Here is a 19,635-nt window from a genome sequence, read left to right as displayed (position 1 = left end):
GTTCGCCAGGGCCGCTGACTCTAACAATAGCGTTATGTCTGAAGGTCCCTGGAGGAAAGGGTGAATTTCCAGCAATTGAAAATAATTCGCGAGGCGGCACGGCAGGATTACAACCTGACCGAAGTCGCCAATATGCTTTATACCTCGCAATCTGGCGTTAGCCGTCATATCCGTGAGCTGGAGGAAGAACTCGGCATCGAGATTTTCATCCGTCGCGGCAAACGTCTGTTAGGCATGACCGAGCCAGGTAAAGCGCTCCTTGTTATCGCTGAACGTATCCTGAATGAGGCGAGTAATGTGCGCCGCCTGGCGGATCTGTTCACCAATGACGCTTCGGGCGTGCTGACTATCGCCACCACTCACACTCAGGCGCGCTATAGCTTGCCGCCGGTGATCAAAGCCTTCCGTGAATTATTCAAGGATGTTCGTCTGGAGCTTATCCAGGGCACGCCGCAGGAAATTGAAGCCCTGCTGCATAACGGTGGGGCGGATATCGGTATCGCCAGTGAACGCCTGAGCAATGACACCACGCTGGCCGCGTTCCCATGGTTTCGCTGGCATCACAACCTGTTGGTTCCCGAAGGCCACCCTTTGACACAAACGTCGCCACTAACCCTGGAAGCCATTGCTCGCTGGCCGCTGATTACCTATCGCCAGGGGATTACTGGCCGTTCGCGTATTGATGAAGCCTTCAATCGTAAAGGCCTGGTGCCGGATATTGTTTTGAGTGCGCAAGATTCTGACGTGATCAAAACCTATGTTGAGTTAGGGCTGGGCGTGGGGCTGGTGGCGGAACAATCGGGCGATAATCAGGAAACAGGGCGCTTCACCCGCCTCGATACGCATCATCTGTTCGACGCTAACACGGTATGGCTAGGGCTCAAACGCGGACAATTACAGCGAAACTATGTCTGGCGTTTCCTTGAACTCTGCAACGCAGGGCTTTCCGTCGACGAAATCAAACGTCAGGTGATGGAGCCAGAAGAAGCGGCGATTGACTACCAAATCTAGAAAAGCAAAAAGCCTGCTCGAAAGCAGGCTTTTCTAAATTTGGCTCCTCTGACTGGACTCGAACCAGTGACATACGGATTAACAGTCCGCCGTTCTACCGACTGAACTACAGAGGAATCGTGTGAACGAGGCGCATATTAATGGGCCTCGTTTTTTGTGTCAACACTAAAATTAACTGCCTGATTCAATTGCATGAAATCTCGGCAATGCGTGCTTTTAGTGTACTACATGCAAGTTTGCGCTTTCATCTCCGCCATTCTCACGAATTCTCTGCAGCGGGTCTTGCTGGTAAAAATGGCAGAAACGCTGCCACAGCGCAGGGAAGCGGGGGGCAAATAGCTCTGGTGCGCTAAAGAAGTATTCTGAGAGTACGGCGAAACATTCAGCAGGATCGGTGGCGGCGTAGGCATCGATGCTGGCTGCACTTTCGCCCACTAAATCGATTTCATCCTGAATGTTATCCATGGCGGCGTGCAGGTCGTGTTCCCACCCCGCAACTTCACGTAAGTGGATGAGCGGAATGCCATTAGCGCGGTCACCGTTGCGGGTGTCCAGTTTATGCGCCACTTCATGAATGATCAGGTTGAAACCTGACGCATCGAAGGAGTCCTGAATATCCAGCCAGTTCAGCACAATCGGTCCTTGCTGCCAGCTTTGTCCGGACTGGACAACCCGTTGGCTGTGGACCAGGCCGATATCGTCTTCCCATTCATCATCCACGACAAACGGAGCAGGGTAGATGAGGACTTCATGAAAGCCGTCGAGCCATTCGATGCCCAGTTCAAGCACTGGCAAACAAAAGAGCATGGCAATACGTGCAGAATTGATGGGCGTCAGTTCCAGCCCTTGCAAAGGAACGAGGCGTTTTTGCTGCAAGAAGCGGTCAGCCAGTGGGATCAGCTTTTCCTGCTCGCCCTGCGTGAGCGTTGCCAGAATGGGAATGGCAAGCGCCTGTTCCCACGGAATATCCGCGTTATGGGGTGCGTCATGTGCTTTCCAGGGCCATTTAATCATCGCTTTGCTCGCAAACTCGTCACTTGAACTCAATGAAAAGGTCAGGGGGTATTAAAATGCCAAAGAGAGAGGCATCATGGCAACCACCTCAGCGGAGAGATGCCGGAGCGGCTGAACGAACCGGTCTCGAAAACCGGAGTAGGGGTCACTCTACCGAGGGTTCAAATCCCTCTCTGCGCCACTTTCTTCAGCCAGACGTCGGCATCATAGTCTGCCGCTTCGTTCAAGTCATTGATGTTTTTTATAACTTGAGAGAAGGGTCGCCCTTTCATTATTGATTTAAGTTGCTATTGGGAAATTAGCCATCAGAGTTGCCCGTAAAAGCCCGGATGGCGTTACTCTTCCATCTTGCAGCCATAAAAAAGCCCGCCTGAGAGGCGGGCTGGTCAGCAAAAACGAACTTAGAACTGATAAACCATGCCTACGCCAACCACGTCATCGGTGCTGATGCCGGCCGTAGTGTAGAATTCATCGTCGTTATCCAGCAGGTTGATTTTGTAATCAACGTAGGTGGAGAAGTTTTTGTTGAAGTAGTAGTTAGCGCCAACAGAGACGTATTTCACGAGGTCTTTGTCGTTCCAGTCGCTGCGCAAGCCAGTATCTTTGGCCAGATCCTTACCTTTAGACTGCAGGTAAGAGATTTCTGGACGCAGACCGAAGTCGAACTGGTACTGTGCTGTCACTTCAAAGTTCTGAGTTTTGTTGGCAATAAAGGCATCACTATTATCACCACTACCAAACGGCGTCATATTGCGGGTTTCTGCATACATGGTCGCGAGGTAAATGTTGTTCGCGTCATACTTCAGACCGACCGTCCACACGTCGGCGTTTTCGCCGCGCGCGAGGCTGCCTGTCTGCTGCTCATTGGTACGATCAGAAGACGCGTAAGCGGCACCTGCGTTGAAGCCCATACCGAAGTCATAAGTGGTGGAAATCCCCCAACCGTCGCCGTTGTCACTACGCATACCCGAAGAACCATCGCGGTTACTGGTGCCTTCCTGATCAAACACACCATCTGATCCTTCATTCGCGCCCTGATACTGCAGCGCAAAGTTCAGGCCATCCACCAGGCCAAAGAAGTCGCTGTTGCGGTAGGTTGCCATCCCGTTACCACGACCCACCATAAAGTTGTCGGTGTAGGTATAGGAGTCGCCACCAAACACTGGCAGCATATCGGTCCAGGCTTCAACGTCGTACACCACGCCGTAGTTACGGCCGTAATCGAATGAACCGTATTCGCCGAATTTCAGACCGGCAAAGCCCAGACGAGTGGCAGACTGATTGCCGCTGCCTTCAGTGTCATTCGCCTGGATGTTGTATTCCCACTGACCGTAACCAATCAGTTCGTTGTTAATCTGCGTTTCGCCTTTGAACCCGATACGGACATAAGTCTCGTCTCCATCGGAGCCAGCATCATCGGAGAATTGATGACGGGCATCGACTTTGCCGTACAGGTCGAGTTTATTGCCGTCTTTATTATAAATTTCTGCTGCATTTACGGCGCCTGCCATCAATAAAGCGGGCACCAGCATGGCCAATACTTTTCTTTTCATTATGCAATCCTTTGAGTTATTAATTTCATGAATAGTTGTGATTAATGCTAAACCACGAATAAATACTATCGACTAAGTTCACTTTTATTTAAAGTAAATATGTAAGCAACTTATTTAAAATATTTCTATTTGTATCCCTATTGCTATATATACATTTTATAAATGATATGACTTTATCCATTTATCGTAATGATTTATAAGAATTTTATATAATGCGCGTGAAGGTATATCCTTGTTCTATAGAATGTTTTTTACAGAATGGTGTCTGGAGGGGGAAAGAAGAAGTCTGTTTTGTGAAAAGGCGAAAAAAAACCTGATTGCAATCAGCAACCAGGCGTGATTAGAAATGCATAACAAATGAGTGCAGTGTAAAAACAACAAAAGGCACGGAATGATTCCATGAATGAATATGGAAAGGAAGTCTGGAAAAGTACTTTTAAAGGCAAAATACCGGGATCATGAAATTCTCAGAAAATATTCATACTTCTAATTAAATAATACAGTTTGTCTGGGCTGGGGCTTTTAGTGAACGAAATTTGCTGAAGATCAAGGTAACGGCAACTGACACGAGCAAGAAACGTCTGACCCCTTTGCGGCGTGCCAGAAGACGTTATAATGTGATGAATGTCACATTTGTGACCTAAGAAAGTGAAAAGCGAAACATTTCTGTACGAACAGGAAGGAACTCTCTTTATGGAAGAAAGAGCCACCCGGGGTCCCGGCGGCATGCTGGCGCTGTGGGTTTTTTATGCTTACTGCGGCTATTTTATCTGGGCGATGCTGCACTACGTTTGGGTGGTCATTCAATTTGATCCGATTCCAGGCACAACGCTCGATGGCACGATGGGCTCAACCACTGGCAAGTTAATTGGGGCCTTGTTAGGCTTTTTGGTGTTAGGCATTGTCGGTTCGATTCTCGGCGGTATTGCCTGGTACACTCGGTCACGCGGGTCATCGTATTCAGAAAGCTGACATTAAAAGCTGCTATTCTCAATGCTCTTTCTGATAAGGGTGAGCACTGAATGACTTTGCATCTCTGGCAGCAACGCTTTGAAACCTGGCTTCATGATCATCACGGCAGCGACGACGCGGCTCATGATCTTTCTCATTTTCGACGTGTCTGGGCCACCGCTCAGCAGCTAGCGGCGAAGGAAGAGGTAGATGAGCTCGTGGTGCTGTGTGCCTGTTATTTTCATGACATTGTCAGCTTGCCCAAAAATCATCCTGAACGCAGCCGCTCCTCTCAGCTTGCGGCACAAAAAACGCTTTCCCTGTTGCAGGCAGATTTTCCCGATTTTCCTGAAGAGTTGTACGCATCAGTCGCACATGCCATTGAAGCGCACAGCCACAGCGCCAGTATCACTCCGCTGACGCTGGAGGCGAAGATTGTGCAGGATGCCGACAGACTCGAATCGTTAGGTGCGATAGGGCTGGCTCGCGTATTTGCCGTTGCCGGGAAACTGAATTTCTCCTTGTTTGATGCAGACGACCCGTTTGCCGACCATCGCGGGCTCAACGATCAGCGTTATGCGCTCGACCATTTCCAGAACAAGCTGCTGCGCTTACCGCAAACCATGCAAACCGAGCAGGGCAAAGCGCTCGCCGTTCACAATGCGCGTTATCTGGTGCAGTTTATGGCCAAAATGGGGGCGGAGCTGAAAGGCGATTATCTCCATTGCGATGAGGCGATTCTCGCGCGTTTTGAGCCGGAGTCCTGAGTTCAGTGCGCAAATTTTGTGATACTCTCACCGCAAATAGTCTGTCCGGTTACTGATATGCAGCACACACTTACACGCACTCACACTTCTCCTCTCGCGGGAGCCTCCGGGCCAGACGCACAGGCATTACTGAACCAGCTGATGACCATTTATGACGTCAAGACGCTGGTCGCCACGCTGAATGCTGTGGGTGAACAGCACTGGAGCCCGGCAATCCTCAAGCGCGCCACCGAAAATGGCAAGATTAACCGCCGCTTGGGTGAGAACGAATACGCACGCGTAGCGGCGCTGTTGCCACAGCCCACCGGACGCACAACACAATTTCGCTTTATCGACCTGTTTGCCGGCATTGGCGGCATTCGCAATGGTTTTGAGGCGATTGGCGGGCAGTGCGTTTTTACCAGCGAGTGGAATAAGCATGCTGTAAGAACTTATAAAGCCAACTGGTACTGTGACCCGACAGAACATCAGTTCAATGAAGATATACGCGATGTGACGCTGAGCCATAAGCCTGAAGTCAGTGACAGCGAAGCCGCGGAACACATTCGCAGCATCATTCCACAACACGACGTGCTGCTGGCGGGGTTCCCTTGTCAGCCGTTCTCGCTGGCTGGCGTGTCGAAGAAGAATGCGCTGGGCCGCGCGCATGGCTTTGCCTGTGATACGCAAGGCACGCTCTTTTTTGACGTGGCGCGCATCATCGATGCCTGCCGTCCGGCGGTGTTCGTGCTCGAAAACGTGAAGAACCTCAAGAGTCACGACGGTGGGAAAACCTTCCGCATCATCATGCAAACGCTGGATTCGCTCGGTTATGACGTGGCGGATTCCGCAGAAATGGGGGCTGACGATCCTAAAATCATCGACGGCCAACACTTCCTGCCGCAGCACCGCGAACGCATTGTGATGGTCGGTTTCCGTCGGGATTTGAATTTGCAGCAGGGGTTCACGCTGCGTGATTTGCCTGCTCTCTACCCGGAGCGACGCCCGACGTTTGGCGAGCTGCTGGAACCCACAGTGGATGCCAAATTTATCCTCACGCCGATTTTGTGGAAGTACCTTTATCGCTACGCCAAAAAGCATCAGGCACGTGGCAATGGCTTCGGTTACGGGTTAGTCGATCCCACTCGCGCAGACAGTGTGGCCCGCACGCTTTCGGCCAGATACTACAAAGACGGCGCGGAAATCCTGATCGACCGCGGTTGGGATAAAGCGTTGGGTGAAAAGCATTTTGACGATCCGCAAAACCAACAGCGTCGTCCTCGTCGGTTAACGCCACGTGAATGCGCCCGTTTGATGGGCTTTGAGTCGCCACAGGGCTACCAGTTCCGCATACCTGTCTCTGATACTCAGGCTTACCGCCAGTTTGGCAACTCGGTGGTGGTGCCTGCCTTTGCCGCCGTCGCTAAGTTGCTGAAGTCACGTATTTTGCAGGCGGTGGAGATGCGCCAGGAGCAAAAAGCGAATGGCGGACGTTCATAATCCCGCGACCCGCAGTAAAAACATGCGTGCCATTGGCACGCGTGATACCGCAATTGAAAAGCGTCTCTCGGCGCTACTCACGGCTTCTGGTTTTAGCTTCACGGTTCAGGACGCCACGTTAGCCGGGCGTCCTGATTTCGTTCTGACTGATTATCGCTGCATCATCTTTACCCACGGCTGTTTCTGGCATCATCACGACTGTTATTTATTTAAGATACCTGCAACCCGAACGGCATTCTGGCTGGAAAAAATCGGTAAAAACGTTATCAGGGATGCGCGGGACATGGCTCAATTGGTCGAAGAAAACTGGCGAGTGATGGTGGTGTGGGAATGTGCATTGCGTGGGAAAAACAAACTGACTGATGAGGTGCTGGCCGAAAGGCTGGAAGAGTGGATCTGCGCGGGGTCAGGCAGTGCGCAGATCGACACTCAGGGCATATCCCCTTTAGCGATTACTTCTCCCCCTCGCAAGGCGTGATTTTGCTGCGCGCCGGGAACAGCGTTTTCCCAAGCGTAACCAGCACCACCGCGAAAATAATCACTCCCAACGCCAGCCATTCCACCGGTGACAGCGATTCGCCGCCAAAGCTGGTGCCCAGTAACACCGCGACAACCGGGTTGACGTAAGCATAGCTGGTTGCCACGGCGGGAGAGACATTGCGAATCAGATACATATAAGCATTGATGGCAATCAGTGAACCGAAAACGGCCAGATACCCTACCGCCAAAAAGCCGGAGAGGGTGGGCATTTGCGTCAGATGCTCGCCCGTCAGCCACGAGGCACACATCAGCACCACGCCCGCCGCCAGCATTTCCACTGCGCCTGCCATCATGCCTGTCGGCAATTCGATGCGGGAACCGTACACCGAACCAAAGGCCCAACTCAATGAGCCAATCAGAATAAGAATGGCTCCCCAGGGGTTACCGCTGAGGTTTCCGCCGCTGTTGAGCAGCACAATGCCCGCCAGACCGATAGCCACACCAACCCATTCGAGTTTACGGGTAGTAATGCCAAAAAAGCGGCTAAAGCAAAGCGCAAACAGTGGCACCGTCGCCACCACAACGGCGGCAATGCCGGATGCCACATGTTGATGTTCGGCAATGGTGACAAAGCCATTGCCCACTGCCAGCAATAACACGCCAATCAGCGCGGCATTGAGCAGAGGGCGACGAGCCGGGAGCTTATGCCCGGTCAGCAACAGATACGCCATCAGCAACACGCCAGCGGAGAGGAATCGCACACCCGCCATCATCATCGGTGGCCAACTCTCCACGCCGATGCTGATAGCAAAATAGGTCGATCCCCAAATGATATATAGCGCGAACAAAGCGCCGATAAGCGGTAACAACTGTCTGGCGTGCATACGTCCTCATGACGAGTTAAAAAGGGCGCTTATAGTTAACGGGAAAACTATCCGTCTGGCGAGTGCTTTAATTAGGGGGACGACACGCTATTTTGATTGACACAAGCGGTGTCTGTGCGAGCCGTAAGTTTTCCTTCATACTGTATGTCTAAGAAATCAATAAAGAAGCAAGGAGTCACATTTGGCCGGGAGCAGTCTTTTAACCTTACTGGATGATATCGCCACACTGCTGGACGACATCTCGGTGATGGGCAAAGTAGCCGCAAAGAAAACCGCGGGTGTACTGGGCGACGACCTGTCGCTGAATGCGCAGCAGGTGTCGGGCGTTCGTGCCAATCGCGAATTACCGGTGGTCTGGAGCGTGGCAAAAGGGTCGTTTCTCAACAAAGTGATCCTCGTGCCGCTGGCGTTGCTGATCAGCGCATTTTTGCCGTGGGCCATTACGCCACTGCTGATGATTGGCGGTGCGTTTCTGTGTTTTGAAGGGTTTGAAAAGGTGCTGCATTCCCTGCACGCCAGAAAGCACAAGGAAGATCCGGCAGCTCGCCAACAGCGTCTGGAAGCGATAGCCAGCCAGGATCCGAAGACCTTCGAGCGGGATAAAGTCAAAGGGGCTATCAGAACTGATTTTATTCTTTCCGCCGAAATTGTGGCCATCACCCTCGGGATTGTTGCTGAAGCGCCCTTGTTAAACCAGGTGCTGGTGTTGTCCGGTATTGCGATTCTGGTGACCATCGGCGTTTACGGTCTGGTGGGCGTGATTGTGAAGCTGGATGACATGGGTTACTGGCTGGTGGAAAAAACCAGTGCGCTCGCGCAGGCCGTGGGTAAAGCGCTGCTGTTTATTGCGCCGTGGCTGATGAAAGTGCTGACCATTGTCGGTACGCTCGCGATGTTTTTGGTGGGGGGCGGCATTGTGGTACACGGCATCGCGCCGTTGCATCATGCAGTGGAAAGCATGGCTGCGGGTTATGGCGGCCTCGTTGCGTTGCTCGCGCCAACCTTATTTAATCTTATCTTTGGCTTACTCGTCGGGGTCGTCGTGTTTGGTGTTGTGAGCCTGATTTCGCGGCTTCGCTCTGCTGCGTAAATATTGTTAAGCCATTACGCAAAAACGCAAAACTTCGGCTATCGTGAAACAGTTTCACCCTGATACAGGAGGCAGTTATGGTCTTTTTGGTCAGTGATGAAGTTAAGCCGAAAAGTGGCGGGCCACGTATGGTGGTCACCGGGTATGCCAGCGGAATGGTTGAGTGTCGCTGGTATGATGGGTTCGGTGTGAAGCGGGAAGCGTTCCGCGAAGACGAACTGATGCCAGGTGACCGACGGGCACAGCAAGAGGCATAACGACCACGCCCGGCATGGGGCTCCCGCGCCGGGCGTTTTTACTGTTCTGTCATGGGTTTCAGGGAATGTTCAGGGAGTTTGTGTGCCCCACGTAACACGAGTGGAAAATCCTCGCTGGCTGAATCAGCTCAGCAGCCATACCCGTCCTGGGCGGGTGGTCAACATCTGTTTCTTTGTCGTTCTTTTGTTCTCTACGCTGCTTACCTGGCGTGAAGTGGTGGTACTGGAAGACGCCTATATATCCAGCCAGCGTAACACTTTGGAGAACGTCTCCCACGAACTTAACAATCAGTTTCAGCTTAACGTCGACAGGCTGTTTTTTTACCGCACCGGGATGGAAGCCGCCCTCAGGACGCCGCTTGCTTTTGAGGTGATGCGCAACGCCAGCGAGGAGTTTGATCGCAAGCGCGGTCAGCATCAGTGGTCTATTTCGCTGGATAACCGGCGCACGTTGCCGGTAAACGGCGTCTCCGATGAGTTTGTGAATGACTCAACGATACTGTCCCGCGACAACCCTCTGCTGCGCAATGAATTGACCGCTACGCTTGAAGTCGGCTATTTGCTGCGCCTTTCTACTTCGCTTAAACGCGTCACTCAGCAACTGCTGTATGTCTCTCGCGCCGGTTTTTTTATCTCCAGTAACCCAGTGGCAAACAACAACGACATCGTCGAACAGTATTATGCGCTGGTGACCAGCCCGTGGTTTGCCAGTCAGTCGCAAAGGAATAATCCGACGCGTGGTATTCGTTGGTTGAGCTGGATGCTGGACACCGCCGAGGGTGAACAACGCCGTGTCGCCGTGACGTTGCCGGTAGACAGCCAGAATATCTGGCATGGCGTGCTGGCCATTGAATTCTCTCTGGCGCAAATCAAACAACTCCTGACAAAGTCCACAGAAGGTGAAACGGAGGGGGAGTACCGCCTTTACGACCGCCAAATGAATCTGATTGCGACATCTACGCCGGGTGGCGTCGCGTCAGAACCGCTCAGCGCTCAGGAAAAAGCGCAGCTGGCTCAGGCTTTTGAGCACGATACTCGCGGCGGATTACGTTTCTCGACAAGCTATATCAACTGGCAAAAGCTGCGAAATTATGACGGCGTGTTGTTACGCATTCATCACATCGATGAAGGCGTTCGCGGCGAGTTTGGCTCGATTTCCATCGCGCTGGGGCTTTTATGGCTGCTGTTTACTTCCATGCTGCTGCTCTCGTGGGGAGTGATTCGCCGGATGGTGACTAACATGAGCACCTTGCAGGATTCTTTGCAGTGGCAAGCCTGGCACGACGGCCTGACGCGATTGTACAACCGCAGCACGCTGTTTGATCTGGCGGCGAAAGCAACCAGGCGCTGCGAACGTCAGGGCTTGCCGATATCTGTGGTTCAGCTCGATCTCGATTTCTTCAAAAGCATCAATGATCGCTTCGGCCATCAGGCCGGGGATAAAGTGCTCGCTCATGTGGCAGGGATGATCAGCGCCAAAGTGCGAGAAGGCGACATTGCGGGGCGCGTAGGCGGGGAAGAGTTCTGTCTTGTGCTGCCGGGTGCCAGTCATGAGGATGCCTGTGCGCTGGCGGAACGCATCCGTACCCGTATTAACAGCCGCGAAATGCTTGTCGCGAAAGGGCAGACGCTGCGCATCAGCGCCTCGCTGGGCGTCAGCAGCAGTGATGACAAAGGAATGTACGATATCGAATATCTGCAATCCGTTGCCGATAAGCGCCTGTACTACGCGAAGCAGAATGGCCGCAATCAGGTCTGCTGTTGCGACAAGGATGAAAACCAGTAATCGAGGCCTTCGCGCCAGCCTTCCGGGCCGCTGGAACGGGTGTGATACACGCGTTCCGGCGTAGCATCTTTCAGGAAAATACCGTCGCGATTCAGTCCTTTCACCACTACCGCGTAATCCGTGCTGTCGAGCAGCGGTGCATCATTGGGGCCATCACCCAGGCCAATTGATACCCGGCGAAAGCCTTCTTTCTGCTGGTAGCGGCTTAGTATCCCGCTCACCGCCTGCGCTTTGCCGCCACGCTGATCCAGCACATGCCAGAAGCGTGCGCCGCGCACAAACTGCAAGCCCAGCGAAGCAAGGGTTTCATCAAAGACCCGCATCCGCTCGTCACTGTCTCGCCAGATTAAGGTTTCAGAGGCTTCATGCAGTTGCGCCAGCGCCGCATGTTTCAGGCTCATGCCTGTCCAGTCGCTGATGGTCTGTTCCGGCACATCGGAAAACGTGGTGAACTTAAAACCGTCATTTTCTCGTAACTGAGTGAGCACATGCTGAATCTCTTCATGGGGCGATCCAATGATGCGCCGGGGGCCATCCGCATCCTGCCAGTCATCACCCATCTGAATGACAGCACCGTTTTCGGCAATCAAAGGCTGCGGGCCAATACCGAGCTCTTTTTGCAGCAGCATCATTTCAGCCGCGGTTTTACTGCTGCAAAGAATCACCGGGATCTCCTGCTGTTTGAGACGGGTAAGCCATTCGCTGGCAGGTTGCCACTGCTGGGTGTGCATATCCAGCAACGTGCCCTCAAGGTCGGTAAAAATAATCCACCTTTGTTGCTGACTGGGCATTGCCTCTCCTTAAACGGAAATTAGTCAGGAATAATCCTAAATGTATTCACGGTATCTATGAATAATGCTTGTCTTACAAAAAAATTGAGGATAATGTTTTATCCGCATCAGATTTCCTGGTGTAACGAATTTTCAAGTGCTTCTTGCATCAGCAAGCTTCTACCCGGCCCTTCCATGGTCGGGTTTTTTTTGCCTGCGTTCAGCGGTTCACTTCGGTAATGCTGAAGTCATGAATATCGAGTTCAAACGCTTCGGCCAGTTCGCGCCAGGTGTGGTACTCGCGTCCGTCAATGCTGACATGATGAGGATCGTCACCCGCACGGTGAACCTCGCTCTCACTGATTTCGTTGATGGCATCCAGCAGGGCATCGACATCCACGTTCACTTCACGTTTGGCCGTGTCGCTGTACTCTTTGGCAGTTTTCATCACAGGGTCCTCTTGCTGACATCCACCTTTGAGTATAGACCGTCGATAAAAACACCAATTGGCGCGCCAGACGCTGCCAGCAGGGCGGTTTTGTTCTACACTGGCTGAAGTAAAAGACAGGAGACAAGCTATGCAGGTGAACGATCGAGTAACGGTCAAAACGGACGGTGGGCCGCGTCGGCCAGGGGTGGTGCTGGCGGTTGAACAGTTTAATGAAGGAATAATGTACCTGGTGTCGCTGGAAGATTACCCGATGGGTATCTGGTTCTTTAATGAACTGGGGCACGCTGACGGCATTTTCGTTGAGAAAGCCGAGTAAGATTTTTTCACTGGCGGGTGTGCCGCCAGTGAATCTCGAACGATTAGCGCATATTGACGTAAATACCGCTGGTGACATTATCTGTCAATCGGACAACATGATAAATAACCTGCTTATTATGCGTTTTTATTTTCTTTTTAATATTACCTTTATGTGACGATACCGTTTTGGCCTTAATATTCATCTGGTCGGATATCTGAATCGTTCCTTGTCCCGACATCCACATTTTTAGCATGCTTGATTCAGTCCTGCTTAACGATAAAGTCGGAATGTTAATCTTGCTAACATTGCGGCTTATCTTTTGCAGGTAATCAGCCAGAATATCGTCCAGTGATTCTGGTTTAATCGATTTGGAACTGATTAACAGATTATCTCTGACCAGCAAATACTCATCGAAATGGACGTTGGCAATAGCCATAAATACGATGAACAGTGTCCTGGGGTGTTGATTAATGATCTGCTTAATATGCTGACTGCTTTGTGTATCGTGGATAAAGCAGTCTTCATTAATGAACACGACAGACGGTTGCAGTGTTTCGCAGGCCGTTTCAAGCTCACTGATGGTCTCAATATCGCCAATATCGCGCTTCTTGATCCCTCGACTGGTCAGGTACCCGGTCAACCCTAGCCGGGTGTAACTGCACAGATCCATAATAATCGTTGACATGGCATACCCTCACTCAATGCGTAACGATAATTAACCCCATAGCCCGACTGCTTCTTAATTGTCAGAGAACGTTTAACCTGAACTTACAAAGAGCAAAGGAAAGACAATCGGGCGACCTCAACTATCCCGTAAAGTTACGTATAATTTGCCAGGAAACATCTTAAAGTAAAGTAAATGTTATGATGTGTGAGAGGGGTAAAAACAATTCACCCGCACCAGAGTTATGCTGGTGAATGTTTTTGAAGAACCAATTTAAGAATATCCTTAGATTAGCCCTTTCATTTCTAAGGAGAACTTATTTTAGGTAACTCGCTGATAATATCTGCTAATAGATCGAATAATTCACTGAAGAGGTGTTCACAGAACGGCGCAATTAATGGCATCAAGGCGGCCATTAAAATAATACCCACAGTCAGGGTGATGGGAAAACCAATCACAAAGATGGAGAGCTGCGGGGCCATACGGTTGAGCATTCCCAGCGCAAGGTTAATGGTCAACAGCAGGGTAATTATCGGCAGCGCCAGCATCAGGCCGTTCAGGAAGATAAGCCCACCGGCACGGGCAAGCGCCATAAACGCATTGCTGTTAAGCGGATTCCCCCCAATCGGCAGGGTGTGAAACGTATCAACCAGTAGCGAAATGAGCCATAAATGGCCGTTAAAGACCAGAAACAGCAGCATCGCCAGCATATCCATGATCCTCGCCAGCACCGGCATACTCAGGTGGCTGCTTGGGTCAACGAAGGTCGCAAACGACAAGCCCATTTGCAGGCCAATCACTTCCCCGGCAAAACGCACGGCGGCAAAGGCAAACTGCATGGTAAACCCGAGCGCAATACCGATGAGAATTTGCTGCATCGCCAGCCATAGCGCGTTAGGTGAAAACAGCGTCACGTCCGTGGCGGGAAGCGTTGGGGCGATGATAAAGGTAATGATGATGCCAAGCCCCAACTTAACCCGCTTGGGCACGCTGGACTCGCTCAGAATAGGGGCGGTGGAAATCAGCGCCAGCACGCGCAACAGCGGCCAAAAATAGAGGCTCAACCAGTGCAGCCATTGGTCGCTGGTGACGTGCAGCATATGGCTTATCCGATGATGTACGGCAGGTTGTTGAACAGCGTGCGCACGTAATCCAGCAGCAGATTCAGCATCCACGGGCCAGCCACGATGATGGCGATAAACACGGCGATGATTTTCGGGATAAACGACAGGGTCATTTCGTTAATCTGCGTCGCGGCCTGCAAAATACTGATAAGCAGGCCGGTGATTAACGCCACCAGCAGCAGCGGGGCAGCCAGCGCCAGCGCGACTTTCATCGCCTCGGTGCCCAGCATCATTACCGATTCAGGGGTCATGGACGTTCCTTAACTGTAAAAACTTTGGGCGAGTGATCCCACCAAAAGTTGCCAACCGTCAACCAACACAAACAGCATCAGCTTGAACGGCAGCGCAATGGTGGCCGGGGGCACCATCATCATCCCCAGCGCCATCAGCACGCTGGCGACCACCAAATCGATAATCAGGAACGGAATAAAGATGGTGAAGCCAATCTGGAAGGCCGTTTTGAGTTCGCTGGTGACATAAGCAGGCAGCAGAATGCGCATTGGCACGGCTTCTGGCCCCTGAATAGGCGCGGTGTTTGCCAGACGCGCAAACAGAGCTAAATCGGCCTCGCGGGTTTGGCGCAGCATAAACTCACGCAGCGGTTGCGAGCCTTTATCAATCGCCTGTTCAAGCGTGATTTTATCCTCACTGAACGGCTGGTAGGCATCGTTGTAAATCTTGTCGATAACCGGCGACATAATAAAAAAGGTCAGAAACAGCGCCAGCCCAAGCAGCACCTGATTCGGTGGTGCGGAAGCGGTGCCCAAAGCGCTGCGCAAAAGGCCAAACACAATGATGATGCGCGTGAAGCTGGTCATCATCAGCATGATCGCGGGCAGGAAAGTCAGAGAGGTAATAAACACCAGCGTCTGCACCGGCAGAGACCAGCTTTGGCCCCCGTTTGGCAGAGGCTGGCTGACAAGCCCTGGCAGTTGAGCAAAAGCCGCGGGCGAGAGCAGCCACAGCGCGACAAGCGAGAGGGAAAGCACACGACGCATCAGGATCTCCCAGGGCGCTTGATAACAGATTTCATCAGTGAGGCAAAATCAGGCACTTCAGGCTTTGGCGCGTCAGGATCAACCTGTGCCGGAGGCAATTTGTGCAGCAACGTCACCTGAGAGGCCGTCACACCCAGCACCAGCCGGGCGTCTTCCACGTCGACAATCACCACTCGCTCACGTTGGCCGAGTGAAGCGCTGGCACTGACTTTCAACTCTTTACTGGCCGAGCTTCTCGCGCCGCTAACGCCGAAGCGTTTCGCCAGCCACGCCGCGGCCAGGATCAGCAGAATGATCCCCAGCAGCGCGCCGCTGACTTCTATCAACGGAGAAGAGGGACTCGCGGTCACGGCAGGTTGAGAAACGCTGGCCTGGGTTTTCATCTTAGCGACTCAAACGACGCATACGTTCTGACGGGGTGATGATGTCGGTGATACGTACGCCGTACTTATCGGCAACGACCACAACTTCACCCTGAGCAATCAGGTAGCCGTTGATCAGAATATCGAGTGGCTCGCCCGCCAGCCCGTCCAGAGACACCACGGAACCTTGCGTCAGACGCAGCAGCTCTTTGATGGTCATGCGGGTGCGGCCCAGTTCCACGGTCAGTTTGACCGGGATATCCATAATCAGGTCGATATCTTGCAGCGTGCCGCTTACATCGCCGCCGCCTAATTGCTGGAATACCGCATCAGCCGCGCTCTTGCCGCTTGCTGATTTCTGCTCGCCCAACGCTTCAGCCCACAGATCGTCCATTGCACCGCTGTTTTCATCGGACGGATTATTCATATCACTCATTTGGGCTGTTCCTCATTCAGCGAGTTCAAAATCGGGTTAATCAGGTGCTCAACGCGTAGAGCGTATTGACCGTTCACCGTGCCGTACTGGCTGGTCAATACCGGGACGCCGTCCACATGGGCAATAATGCGATCCGGTTTATCAATCGGCAGCACGTCACCGGGTTGTAGTTTTAATATTTGGGAAAGACGCAGGGAGATGTCGGCGAAGTTCGCCACAAGCTCCAGTTCTGAATGCTGAACCTGGCGCACCAGGTTTTCGCGCCAGTTCTGGTCTTCACTGCGGGAGTTCTCCAGAGGTGGGTTCACCAACAACTCGCGCAGCGGTTCAATCATGCTGAACGGCAGACAGATGTTGAATTCACCTGTCAGGTTGCCAATCTCAACATGGAACGGGGTATTGACCACGATGTCGTTCGGCGAGGTGGTGATATTGGTAAATTTCACCTGCATCTCGGAACGAACATACTCCACTTCCAGCGGGTTAATCGCTTTCCACGCATCGCTGTAGCCTTCCAGCGCCAGCTTCAGCATGCGGTTAATCACGCGCTGTTCGGTGTGGGTAAATTCGCGGCCTTCGACTTTGGTCGGGAAACGCCCATCGCCGCCAAACAGGTTATCGACCGCAATAAACACCAGGCTTGGCGAGAACACGAACAGCCCGGTCCCGCGCAGCGGTTTCAGGTGGATCAGGTTCAGGTTGGTCGGCACCGGCAGGTTGCGGGCAAATTCGTGGTAGGGCTGAATGCGGATCGCGCCCACGGTGATATCCGGGCTACGACGCAGCAGGTTGAACAGGCCCATACGGAACTGACGAGCAAAACGCTCGTTGATGATTTCCAGCGCCTGCAGACGCTCGCGCACCACGCGACGCTGGGTATTAGGATCATAGGGACGAATGTCACTGTCGCCAGTGGCGCCGGGTTGCGGTTCGTCACTTTTCTCGCTGTCGCCGTTCAGCAGCGCGTCAATTTCGGCCTGAGAAAGAATACTGTCGCCCATGGGATTACCGCAGAATGAAAGCTGTATACAGCACGTCAGTCACTTCCTGCTTCGGTTGGCCCGCCACCAACGGTGGAGCAAGTGTCTGTTTGATGGCGTTGACCAGGTCTTGTTTCCCGGTATCGGTCGCCAGTTTTGCCGCATCCTGACGGGAGAACAGCAGCAGCAGGCGGCTACGCACTTCCGGCAGATACTCATTCAGACGCGAGCGGGTCGCTTCATCCTTCAGACGCAGCGTTATCCCGATATAGAGCACGCGATCGGCATCGCCGAGGTTAACCGTGAACGTATCCAGCGCCCAGAACACTGGGGCTGGCGGTGGCGGAACCTCTTTTTTGGCATCCGCGGAGGGTTGTTGCTGCAGTCGCCAGTAACTATAGCCCGCAGTCGCGCAGGCTGCGAGCGTCACCAGCATCAGCAGTGGGATCCAGATTGAGCGTTTGCTTTTTTTCGCGATCGCGGTGTCAGTCATCTGATACTCATTTCCTGTTTCGGTGCAGCTTTAAGAGTGATTATCCCGACTTAAGTCACGCTCAAAGGGCGGAAAAGACGGGAATAATCATGCTACCTCTGGCGTTAGGCGAAGATGTCGACGATCCCGTTGCCACGCGCCTGTGATTGCAGGCTGGCAGGCACAGCCAGAGTCTCTTCATCATCGGCATTAAACGCGCCACCTTCAGCAGAACGTTGGGAAGATGACTGACCAAAGGCCGATTGCTGCTGTTGTTGTCCGGCAAAGCTTTCGCTGCTGACGTTGCTTTGCGCCAGTTGAATGCCGTTATCGGCCAACTGGGTGCGCAGCGTGGGAATAGCGGCTTCCAGCGCGGCGCGCACGTGGCTGTGCGGGGACACCATCTGAATTTGCGCCTGGTTGTCGTCCAGTTTCAGGGTGATACTCACCTGGCCTAAATTCTCCGGATGCAGCTTCAGCTCGGCGGTTTGCTGGCCCTGACGGGTGAACAGCGTAATGTGCTGGCTGACGTTTTGCTGCCACTCCGGCGTGCCAAGCTGCGAGTTCACAGTGACCACCGGATGTGTGTTGACGGTTGCGTTAGCGTTACTGATAACCGGCGCAACGTTGACTGTTGGCGTGGCGGCAGAAAGATTGCTGTCAGTATCAGCTTTCGCCGCTGCAGCCATTGTCAGCGGTGTGGACTGATTAAGAGTGACATCGTCAGTTGCGGCAGCAGTTTGCCCGTGCACAGCCTGAGGCAGGGCAAATTCTTTACCGCTGGTTTTTCCGTGTGGGCTGGTGGTTTCTGTATTTGTCGTCAGCAAGCCAGCAAGCGTTGCCGGACCGTCTTTACGATCTGCGCCTGTGACGGATACAGTTTCACCCGCAGGCACCGCAGCGGTTGGCGTAGCGACATGCGGCAGCATCGCCATCAGCGCGCTTAACCCGGCCATCTCTTCGTCGTTCAGGCTCGGTTTGTCGTCGTCTTTCTGGAGATCTTTGCCGAGCTGCTTCAGCACATCGTTCTTTACTTCCGGCGTTAATGCGCTAAGGACTGACTGTGCATCGCTGAGCGTGGTGACATCCGCTTTGGTCGTGTTGTCGTCCTGAAGTTGTCCCAACAGGTTGCTGAGCGTCGTTTTAGCATCACCTTGTGGCAGCTTTTGGCTGGCTTCCTGCAAATCGGCCAGCGTCAGCGGGGTTTTGCCGTCTTTGGCGATTTTTCCGGACATCGCGCCTGCCAGCAGGGCGAAAAAGTCCTGCGCCGTGCCACCGGTATCGCTGGTTTTGCCTGTCAGACCGGAGGCGGCGGTGAGGTCGGTATCGCTGACCACAAGTTTCGGCAGAGTAATCATTCGGGTTTCCTTAAGGTGGCGCGCTGGGCAAACTCATCCATTTTTTTCTGATCGAGACGGTTTTCCGCCAGCAATGTCGCGGCGGCTTGTCTGTCCTGTAGCGTCTGCCATGCCTGCAAACGTTGTTTTTTCTCGCGCCAGGTGGTGAGCGCCTGTTCGACTTTTCGGTTCCACTGCGACAGCTGCTGACGGTGCTGGTCGATGGCTTTTTCCAGCGTCTGAATAAACTGCTGATAGTTCTGCCAGCGCAGGCTGGCCATGCCCTGAGACATATTGCTGTTCAGGTTATTCTGGTATTCCAGCTGGTAGTCCATCAGCATCTTCAACTGCTCTTCGGCCTGCTGGCAGCCGCGCCGCATTTCACCCAACAGCAGGGCGGCGTTATCGACCTCTTTTTCAGCCAGCTCTTTGAGCGTGGCTAATGCACCGTGTTGCGCCATGATGGTGTTC

At 52.9% G+C, this 19,635-nt stretch carries 24 protein-coding genes and 2 tRNA genes; 10 read left to right on the top strand and 16 right to left on the bottom strand.

Annotation, left to right across the window (positions count from 1 at the left end):
- Nucleotides 1-60: 60 nt before the first annotated feature.
- Complete coding sequence (gene cbl / locus ACI2I2_RS11550; protein WP_404658035.1) at nt 61-1,011, top strand: HTH-type transcriptional regulator Cbl; 951 nt, start codon at nt 61-63, stop codon at nt 1,009-1,011.
- A 40-nt stretch (nt 1,012-1,051) separates the two neighbouring features.
- Here cbl and ACI2I2_RS11545 read toward each other — a convergent pair.
- Both ACI2I2_RS11545 and mtfA read right to left on the bottom strand, forming a co-directional pair.
- A tRNA-Asn gene (locus tag ACI2I2_RS11545) sits at nt 1,052-1,127 on the bottom strand.
- A gap of 100 nt (nt 1,128-1,227) precedes the next feature.
- Nucleotides 1,228-2,025, bottom strand: a complete 798-nt coding sequence (gene mtfA, locus ACI2I2_RS11540; protein WP_404658034.1) for a DgsA anti-repressor MtfA — start codon at nt 2,023-2,025, stop codon at nt 1,228-1,230.
- A gap of 93 nt (nt 2,026-2,118) precedes the next feature.
- Between mtfA and ACI2I2_RS11535 the strand changes: the two genes are divergently transcribed.
- Nucleotides 2,119-2,206, top strand: a tRNA-Ser gene (locus ACI2I2_RS11535).
- Between the two features lie 220 nt (nt 2,207-2,426).
- Here ACI2I2_RS11535 and ompC read toward each other — a convergent pair.
- On the bottom strand, nt 2,427-3,578 hold the full coding sequence (gene ompC / locus ACI2I2_RS11530) for a porin OmpC (RefSeq protein WP_404658033.1): 1,152 nt from the start codon (nt 3,576-3,578) through the stop codon (nt 2,427-2,429).
- 693 nt (nt 3,579-4,271) lie between these two features.
- On the opposite strand from ompC, the gene drpB reads away from it, so the two are divergent.
- Genes drpB through ACI2I2_RS11510 form a run of 4 tightly spaced genes read left to right on the top strand, consistent with a single transcriptional unit; the run spans nt 4,272 to nt 7,253 of the window.
- Complete coding sequence (gene drpB, locus ACI2I2_RS11525) at nt 4,272-4,550, top strand: cell division protein DrpB (RefSeq protein ID WP_404658032.1); 279 nt, start codon at nt 4,272-4,274, stop codon at nt 4,548-4,550.
- A gap of 50 nt (nt 4,551-4,600) precedes the next feature.
- Nucleotides 4,601-5,296: a phosphohydrolase gene (locus tag ACI2I2_RS11520; protein ID WP_404658031.1), complete on the top strand. Its 696-nt coding sequence runs from the start codon at nt 4,601-4,603 to the stop codon at nt 5,294-5,296.
- Nucleotides 5,297-5,353: 57 nt separating this feature from the next.
- Nucleotides 5,354-6,775, top strand: coding sequence for a DNA cytosine methyltransferase (locus ACI2I2_RS11515; RefSeq protein WP_404658030.1), 1,422 nt, complete (start codon nt 5,354-5,356; stop codon nt 6,773-6,775).
- Entirely contained in the window at nt 6,759-7,253 is a 495-nt protein-coding gene (locus ACI2I2_RS11510; protein WP_404658029.1) for a very short patch repair endonuclease, read from the top strand. Before ACI2I2_RS11515 ends, ACI2I2_RS11510 begins: the two co-directional genes overlap by 17 nt.
- Here ACI2I2_RS11510 and yedA read toward each other — a convergent pair.
- Nucleotides 7,228-8,139, bottom strand: coding sequence for a drug/metabolite exporter YedA (gene yedA / locus ACI2I2_RS11505; RefSeq protein WP_404658027.1), 912 nt, complete (start codon nt 8,137-8,139; stop codon nt 7,228-7,230). The two genes, ACI2I2_RS11510 and yedA, sit on opposite strands and share 26 nt — an antisense overlap.
- A 181-nt stretch (nt 8,140-8,320) precedes the next feature.
- On the opposite strand from yedA, the gene ACI2I2_RS11500 reads away from it, so the two are divergent.
- The 3 genes from ACI2I2_RS11500 to dgcQ all read left to right on the top strand — a co-directional run bounded on the left by ACI2I2_RS11500 (nt 8,321) and on the right by dgcQ (nt 11,272).
- Entirely contained in the window at nt 8,321-9,229 is a 909-nt protein-coding gene (locus ACI2I2_RS11500) for a DUF808 family protein (protein WP_404658026.1), read from the top strand.
- A gap of 77 nt (nt 9,230-9,306) precedes the next feature.
- The gene (locus ACI2I2_RS11495; protein ID WP_330984437.1) at nt 9,307-9,486 is read left to right on the top strand and encodes a DUF2158 domain-containing protein; all 180 of its coding nucleotides are present in this window, start codon (nt 9,307-9,309) and stop codon (nt 9,484-9,486) included.
- An 82-nt stretch (nt 9,487-9,568) separates the two neighbouring features.
- Complete coding sequence (dgcQ, locus tag ACI2I2_RS11490) at nt 9,569-11,272, top strand: cellulose biosynthesis regulator diguanylate cyclase DgcQ (protein ID WP_404658025.1); 1,704 nt, start codon at nt 9,569-9,571, stop codon at nt 11,270-11,272.
- Here the strand turns inward: dgcQ and ACI2I2_RS11485 are convergent.
- Together ACI2I2_RS11485 and yodD are read right to left on the bottom strand one after the other, a co-directional pair.
- Nucleotides 11,236-12,063 (bottom strand): mannosyl-3-phosphoglycerate phosphatase-related protein, encoded by an 828-nt coding sequence (locus ACI2I2_RS11485; RefSeq protein ID WP_404658024.1) that lies wholly within the window; start codon nt 12,061-12,063, stop codon nt 11,236-11,238. The two genes, dgcQ and ACI2I2_RS11485, sit on opposite strands and share 37 nt — an antisense overlap.
- A gap of 199 nt (nt 12,064-12,262) precedes the next feature.
- A complete protein-coding gene (gene yodD / locus ACI2I2_RS11480) occupies nt 12,263-12,490 on the bottom strand; it encodes a YodD family peroxide/acid resistance protein (RefSeq protein ID WP_329700695.1) in 228 nt (75 codons plus the stop codon).
- A 130-nt stretch (nt 12,491-12,620) separates the two neighbouring features.
- Between yodD and dsrB the strand changes: the two genes are divergently transcribed.
- Entirely contained in the window at nt 12,621-12,809 is a 189-nt protein-coding gene (gene dsrB / locus ACI2I2_RS11475; protein WP_404658023.1) for a protein DsrB, read from the top strand.
- Between the two features lie 43 nt (nt 12,810-12,852).
- Here the strand turns inward: dsrB and rcsA are convergent, their stop codons facing one another.
- The 10 genes from rcsA to fliJ all read right to left on the bottom strand — a co-directional run bounded on the left by rcsA (nt 12,853) and on the right by fliJ (nt 19,625).
- Complete coding sequence (gene rcsA / locus ACI2I2_RS11470) at nt 12,853-13,476, bottom strand: transcriptional regulator RcsA (protein WP_404658022.1); 624 nt, start codon at nt 13,474-13,476, stop codon at nt 12,853-12,855.
- A gap of 284 nt (nt 13,477-13,760) precedes the next feature.
- Nucleotides 13,761-14,555, bottom strand: coding sequence for a flagellar biosynthetic protein FliR (fliR, locus tag ACI2I2_RS11465; protein WP_404658021.1), 795 nt, complete (start codon nt 14,553-14,555; stop codon nt 13,761-13,763).
- Nucleotides 14,556-14,560: 5 nt separating this feature from the next.
- Nucleotides 14,561-14,830 carry a flagellar biosynthesis protein FliQ gene (gene fliQ / locus ACI2I2_RS11460; RefSeq protein WP_154160781.1) on the bottom strand — a complete coding sequence of 90 codons (270 nt, stop codon included), beginning with the start codon at nt 14,828-14,830 and terminating at the stop codon, nt 14,561-14,563.
- Between the two features lie 9 nt (nt 14,831-14,839).
- The gene (gene fliP, locus ACI2I2_RS11455) at nt 14,840-15,577 is read right to left on the bottom strand and encodes a flagellar type III secretion system pore protein FliP (protein ID WP_330984432.1); all 738 of its coding nucleotides are present in this window, start codon (nt 15,575-15,577) and stop codon (nt 14,840-14,842) included.
- Nucleotides 15,577-15,960 (bottom strand): flagellar biosynthetic protein FliO, encoded by a 384-nt coding sequence (gene fliO, locus ACI2I2_RS11450; protein ID WP_404658020.1) that lies wholly within the window; start codon nt 15,958-15,960, stop codon nt 15,577-15,579. The genes fliP and fliO overlap by 1 nt, the downstream gene beginning before the upstream one ends.
- Nucleotide 15,961: 1 nt before the next feature.
- Complete coding sequence (gene fliN, locus ACI2I2_RS11445) at nt 15,962-16,375, bottom strand: flagellar motor switch protein FliN (RefSeq protein ID WP_330984430.1); 414 nt, start codon at nt 16,373-16,375, stop codon at nt 15,962-15,964.
- A complete protein-coding gene (fliM, locus tag ACI2I2_RS11440) occupies nt 16,372-17,376 on the bottom strand; it encodes a flagellar motor switch protein FliM (protein ID WP_330984429.1) in 1,005 nt (334 codons plus the stop codon). Before fliM ends, fliN begins: the two co-directional genes overlap by 4 nt.
- Before the next feature lie 4 nt (nt 17,377-17,380).
- Nucleotides 17,381-17,848 (bottom strand): flagellar basal body-associated protein FliL, encoded by a 468-nt coding sequence (gene fliL / locus ACI2I2_RS11435; protein WP_404658019.1) that lies wholly within the window; start codon nt 17,846-17,848, stop codon nt 17,381-17,383.
- Between the two features lie 104 nt (nt 17,849-17,952).
- The gene (gene fliK / locus ACI2I2_RS11430) at nt 17,953-19,185 is read right to left on the bottom strand and encodes a flagellar hook length control protein FliK (RefSeq protein ID WP_404658018.1); all 1,233 of its coding nucleotides are present in this window, start codon (nt 19,183-19,185) and stop codon (nt 17,953-17,955) included.
- Nucleotides 19,182-19,625, bottom strand: coding sequence for a flagellar export protein FliJ (fliJ, locus tag ACI2I2_RS11425; RefSeq protein WP_404658017.1), 444 nt, complete (start codon nt 19,623-19,625; stop codon nt 19,182-19,184). The genes fliK and fliJ overlap by 4 nt, the downstream gene beginning before the upstream one ends.
- Nucleotides 19,626-19,635: the final 10 nt, after the last annotated feature.

Source organism: Scandinavium sp. NPDC088450 (genome assembly GCF_044900545.1).
Taxonomy (GTDB): Bacteria; Pseudomonadota; Gammaproteobacteria; order Enterobacterales; family Enterobacteriaceae; genus Scandinavium.
Note: the sequence above shows the minus strand (reverse complement) of the source record. Positions and strands in the feature narration are given on the sequence as shown.